Below are 3,621 nucleotides of genomic sequence, written 5' to 3' on the forward strand. Positions count from 1 at the left end.
GGACCTGGATCGGTCCGCTGCGCCACAACCCCAAGGTCCGCCGCGACCTCGCCAATGTGAGCGCAGCCCGCTACGCGGGCAGGTCGGCCACGCGGCCATCACTCGCCACCGCGACCACCTGCGGGTCTTCGCAGCCGACGATGTGGAGGTAGATCTCGAGGTTGGGGTCGGGACCCGGGGCGGTGGAAGGCGTCATCTGGCTACTCCTGTTGCGCTATTCGCGGACATGCTGGGATTATCGTAACCCCTCAGGTTGCGCATTGCAACGCGATGTGGAATAATTCGTAACAGGCTCATCGTGGGGAGGCACACCATGACCGACTTGCACGAAGCCCTGAGGCGCAGCCGCGCCCGTGCCCGCTACTCCCAGGACGACGTGGGTGCGGCGCTCGGGGTGAGCCGGGCCATGGTGTCGTACTGGGAGGCCGGCTCGCGGGCTCCGAACGACCGCCAGTTGAGCGCATTGGCCCGGCTCTTCGGCATCACCCCCGCCGACCTGGCGGAGGGTCGCGACGTCGAGCCGGAGGAGGTTGATCTGGCGGGAATGCTGCTCCGAGCAGACGAGGAGATCGATCCCGGAGCGGCGCCGGGCATCCGTGAGTTCGTCGACTTCCTCCAGCGGTACGCCGAACTGGCCGACCTCCTCGGCATCCCCATCCGCGGTCTCGCGCAGAGCCCCTTCGTCCATCGGGCGAAGTTCGTCCAGAAGGACGACGTCCGCCGTAAGGCGGAGGAGGTCCGCTCTCTCGTCGGCCTCGGCACCGGGCCGATCCGTGACCTCGATCCCGTGTGCGAACTGTTGGGAATCACCGTCTATCGAGCGCCCCTCGGCGGGGACCTCTCCCACGCGCCCTCGGGAGCGTTCCTGAACCATCCCGAGGTCGGATTCTCGATCCTCGTCAACCTGGACATGACCCCGGGGCGGCGCCGTTTCACGGCCGCCCACGAACTTGCCCATGCTCTGTTCCACAGCAACGAGACGAACCGTGTCGTGTCCAACGGCAGCGGCCCTCGCGAGAGCTTCGCCGACGCATTCGCCGGCGAATTCCTCATGCCGAGCGAAGGTGTCCGCCGGTTCGTCGAAGAGGTCGGGATTCCCCCTCGAATCGTCGACGCCACCGACGCCATCCACATCCAGCGGTACTTCGGTGTCTCGTGGCCGACCGCTCTCGTCCGGCTACGCCAGATGAAGGTCGTGACAGCGGACACCTACCGTGAGCTGAGGCATTCGGTTCGCCCGGTGTCGCTCGCTCGCTCGCTCGGCTACTCGATCCACCCCGAGGAATACGAGCAGGACGCCGGATTGTGGAGAATCCACCGCTTTCCCCGGCCGTTCCTGCGAATGCTACGAACAGCGGTGATCGCAGAACTCATGTCGCCACCCACGGCTGCATCATTCGCCGGGGTTGCTGTACCGGACATCGTGCAGATCCTCGGTCGGCCACATGGCAACGCCGAGCAGGAGCAGCCACAGGTGGACATGGAGTTCGTTGAGTTCGAGGCGACGGTTGCTATCTGACGACAAGCACATCATCGATACGGTCGTCCTGCTGTACTTCCTCCTCGTCGGCGAGGAGGCCCTTCTCTGCACGCTTCTCGGGACACCTCTGCAGGTCCCGCTGGCGGTCTACGACCCGGAGGACCGGGATCTCCCGCCAATGGCGCGGAGAAGAGCGGAACTGCTTTCGGAGATGCGCCAAGTGGTGGGGCACTACGAGAGTTCGGCCCGCCTGACGGGTGATGTCGACTCGCTGTCCCGAGTCAGCCGCATCGATTCGCTGCACGACGAGGGCAGGCTTGTGTCGGTACCCATGGCCTCCGGCGAGCGACTGCTGGCCGCCAAGCTCGAGAGTGCCGACGCTCTCCAGTACGGGGTCCGGGTACCGCTCGGGCCCGGGGAGGCGGCGTGTGTTGCCATCTCGTTCGAGCGCGGCTGGACGATTGCCACGGACGACTCCGACGCACTCGAAGTGCTGAAGAAACTTCACGGGAATCGAGACTTCCCCTATGAGCGGATCCGAAAGCTGCTGATCCGGGCAGCCGAGGAAGGACACGTGACCGCCGAAGAAGCAAACGACCTCCACGCGGCCATGCGCTCCCGCGGATTCTGGGACTCCGGCCGGCCCTTCGCATGATGGTGCAGACGAGCTGTCCGCCGACGACGCCGACCTGTCGCTTCGGCGATCGCCACCCTCGTCGCCGAGTTCCTCATCGAACTGGACTGACACCAGGTCACACTGGTCTGCAACGACCTCCGAACCCTTCGACGCCCTGTCCAAGCGGCGGGTTCCCGACGACCTCTTCAGGATCTGGATCGGTCCGCTGCGCCACAACCCAAGGGTGCGTTAGGACCTAATCAAGCACCTCCGCGCGGAGGACATCCTGTGGAATTCCGATGCGCTCGGTATGCGGAATATGTGGATCTCGGTAGGGCCTGCCCCGGATAGCGAAGCGGGATGGATTTCCGCGCCTAGTCAAGGTACGGTGGCCGCGAATGACAGCAGTGGAACGAGCACAACAGCAGTGAAATTTGAAGGAGGAATCGAGCGCTCCTCATGGCCCCACGGCGGCGGCCATCCACCAACGTTGGCCGAGGTCTCGGCCAACTTGCGGGCCGGCGCCGACTGGACCGGTAAGCGGGATCTTCCGGACATCGATGGTTGGGCTGACCTCAATGCGGCTCCCGAGTTGGTGCATGAGCGCCTGATCGGCCGCTTGCAGGAGGGGCGCTGCCCCTCCGTCGCCCACACGTTCCCGCTTCCGAAGACCGGCAGGGGCGAGCTCCGCAGGATGGCCTGGCTCCATCCGTACGACGATCTCTATCTCCGGATCGTTGTCGGACGTGTTGCGATCGCGATCGAAACAGCGCTCGGGTCGGACGTGTTCAGCTATCGGCTTGCGAACGATCCGCCGGGGTGGTCGGTGCGCGGCATCCGAGAGTCTTTCCGACTACTGCGCGAGCGTGCACGGGAACTGTTCTCAGAGGCCCGCTGCCATGCGCTTGCCGTTGCCGACGTGAGGGACTACTACCCGTCGATTGATCCGAGAGTCCTCATGGATGCTCTACACCAGATCATGTCGCCGCGTGGTGCCGTGACGCTCATCGGCGAATTCCTTCGCGATATTGTGCCGATGGGTGCCCCGGGAGGTCTGCCCATCGGACCCGAAGCATCCGGGCTGCTGGGAAACGTCACGCTGCTGAGACTTGACGAAGCGATCTCCAGTCGTGCCCAGGGCCACATCCGGTTTATGGACGACAGTTGGATATTCCTCCAAGCCGAGAGCGAGTGGCCAGGGGTTCGCGAGGTTTACGAAGCCACAGCGTCGGAACTCGGACTTGAAGTCAACACCTCAAAGGTCGCGGTCCATCCGAAGGGCACCGAGGGTGCTGAGAACGCCATCCAGCACGCAGAGATCGCCTACCTGACCTCACCCGCGGCGAGTGTCCTGAGTTCCAAGTTCATGAGGATATGGCGTGGCCTCAACCGTTGGCCTTGGCGCGAAACCGCTGTTGAGAGGCTTGCTAACCTCACCAGATACCGCCGACGAACTTCCGGCTCAGGACACTAGCATCCAAGGTTCGATTGCGGGGCGGGTCGCCGATCGCGTCGCGGAGTTGCC

General features: G+C 64.4%; 4 protein-coding genes. 3 read left to right on the forward strand and 1 reads right to left on the reverse strand.

What is annotated here, in order from left to right:
• Positions 1–70: 70 nt before the first annotated feature.
• Positions 71–196, reverse strand: a complete 126-nt coding sequence (locus tag OXG55_14310; protein MCY4104412.1) for a hypothetical protein — start codon at positions 194–196, stop codon at positions 71–73.
• Positions 197–313: 117 nt separating this feature from the next.
• On the opposite strand from OXG55_14310, the gene OXG55_14315 reads away from it, so the two are divergent.
• The 3 genes from OXG55_14315 (at position 314) to OXG55_14325 (ending at position 3,570) form a co-directional block, all read left to right on the forward strand.
• The gene (locus tag OXG55_14315) at positions 314–1,519 is read left to right on the forward strand and encodes an XRE family transcriptional regulator (GenBank protein MCY4104413.1); all 1,206 of its coding nucleotides are present in this window, start codon (positions 314–316) and stop codon (positions 1,517–1,519) included.
• Positions 1,509–2,135, forward strand: a complete 627-nt coding sequence (locus tag OXG55_14320) for a hypothetical protein (GenBank protein MCY4104414.1) — start codon at positions 1,509–1,511, stop codon at positions 2,133–2,135. Before OXG55_14315 ends, OXG55_14320 begins: the two co-directional genes overlap by 11 nt.
• Positions 2,136–2,523: 388 nt before the next feature.
• Positions 2,524–3,570 carry an RNA-directed DNA polymerase gene (locus OXG55_14325; protein MCY4104415.1) on the forward strand — a complete coding sequence of 349 codons (1,047 nt, stop codon included), beginning with the start codon at positions 2,524–2,526 and terminating at the stop codon, positions 3,568–3,570.
• The last annotated feature ends 51 nt before the right edge of the window (positions 3,571–3,621 follow it).

It is taken from the genome of bacterium, assembly GCA_026708055.1.
Classification (GTDB): domain Bacteria; phylum Actinomycetota; class Acidimicrobiia; order Acidimicrobiales; family CATQHL01; genus VXNF01.

What these genes read in the sequence shown, in the direction of transcription:
- OXG55_14315 (MCY4104413.1), top strand. Translation starts at nt 314, where the DNA reads ATGACCGACTTGCACGAAGCCCTGAGGCGCAGCCGCGCCCGTGCCCGC.
- OXG55_14310 (MCY4104412.1), bottom strand. Translation starts at nt 196, where the DNA reads ATGACGCCTTCCACCGCCCCGGGTCCCGACCCCAACCTCGAGATCTAC.